2 protein-coding genes are annotated in these 1242 nt (G+C 52.3%); both read left to right on the top strand.

The genetic code is table 11. The features are described 5' to 3' along the window. The first annotated feature begins 65 nt into the window (after positions 1 to 65). Positions 66 to 371 carry an IS3 family transposase gene (locus tag TU74_RS24855; RefSeq protein WP_048377753.1) on the top strand — a complete coding sequence of 102 codons (306 nt, stop codon included), beginning with the start codon at positions 66 to 68 and terminating at the stop codon, positions 369 to 371. Continuing rightward, entirely contained in the window at positions 368 to 1204 is an 837-nt protein-coding gene (locus TU74_RS22890) for an IS3 family transposase (protein WP_048377752.1), read from the top strand. Before TU74_RS24855 ends, TU74_RS22890 begins: the two co-directional genes overlap by 4 nt. Positions 1205 to 1242: the final 38 nt, after the last annotated feature.

Below are 1242 nucleotides of genomic sequence, written 5' to 3'. Positions count from 1 at the left end.
TGAACTGGCCTAATAATTCCGGACACCTCTTTAGGGCGATATGATTTCGCCAACTTGGAGGTTCCATGAACGAAAGAAAGGTCTATACCCGCGAGTTCAAGCTGCATGCTGCCAGCATGGTGCTTGATGATAACTGCCCGGTTCCAGACGTTTGTGCATCGCTGGATATAGGGCCCACCGCTTTACGGCGCTGGGTCGATCAGGTTCGCAAGGAGCGTGAAGGTCAGCCAGTTAAAGGCACCAAGGCGATTACCGACGATCAGCGCCAGATCCAGGAGCTAAAAGCCAAGATCAAGCGCATGGAGATGGAGGCCGAGATTCTAAAAAAGGCTACCGCTCTCTTGATGTCGGATCCCGATCGTTTTCGATGATCGCAGAGCTAAGAGAGTCATTTCCGACGGCTGTGGTGTGTCGTGTTTTCGGTGTGAAGCGCAGCAGCTTTTATGAGTGGATTGAGCGGCGAGCCAAGCCGCGGATCAGACGCGAAGAACTCAAGCTGAAAGTCGTTGAACTGCACAGCGAAAGCCGCGAAGCGATGGGTTCCAGAATGATCAGCAAGGGCCTGAAGTCTCAGAAAATAACTGCTGGAAGAGGCCTGGTCAGAGCGCTGATGAGGGAGGCCAACATTGTCAGCAAACAGCGTCAGCCGCATCCGTTTAGATCCAAAGGTGTAGAAGCATTTGTCGCACCCAATCGGCTCAAACGCAATTTCAAACCGACTGCAATCGATCAGGTTTGGTGTGGCGACGTGACCAGTCTAATGGTGGGAAAACGCTGGATTCATCTGGCCATAGTGATTGATTTGTATGCTCGCAGGGTCATTGGTTGGGCTTTTTCTCTGGTCAATGACGCCAACTTGGTCAGCAAAGCGCTACGCATGGCTACGGCGGTACGAACGCGCCCTCCTGGGCTGATGTTTCACTCAGATCAGGGATGTCAGTACACCAGCCGCAAGTTTCAAGAAGAACTGACGCGCCACGGCATTTTGCAAAGCATGAGTCATCGTGGACAGTGTTGGGACAACGCTCCAACAGAGCGTTTTTTCGGCACACTGAAGTCAGAGTGGGTTCCTCGAAATGGCTACAGCCTGATCGAGGAGGCAAAAACGGACATGGTGCGATTCTTCATGTACTACAACCGCACCAGGCTCCACAGCTACAACAACTACCTGTCGCCAATAGCCATGGAGCAAAAAGCGGCATAAGCACCGTAAATGGTGTCCGGGATTACTTGACCAGTTCA

This window comes from Pseudomonas lundensis, from assembly GCF_001042985.1.
Lineage (GTDB): Bacteria > Pseudomonadota > Gammaproteobacteria > Pseudomonadales > Pseudomonadaceae > Aquipseudomonas > Aquipseudomonas lundensis.
This window is presented reverse-complemented; position numbering and strand designations above follow the sequence as displayed.

Excerpts from the sequence above, each read along its gene's own strand:
- TU74_RS24855 (WP_048377753.1), top strand. The coding sequence starts at position 66 with ATGAACGAAAGAAAGGTCTATACCCGCGAGTTCAAGCTGCATGCTGCC.
- TU74_RS22890 (WP_048377752.1), top strand. The coding sequence starts at position 368 with ATGATCGCAGAGCTAAGAGAGTCATTTCCGACGGCTGTGGTGTGTCGT.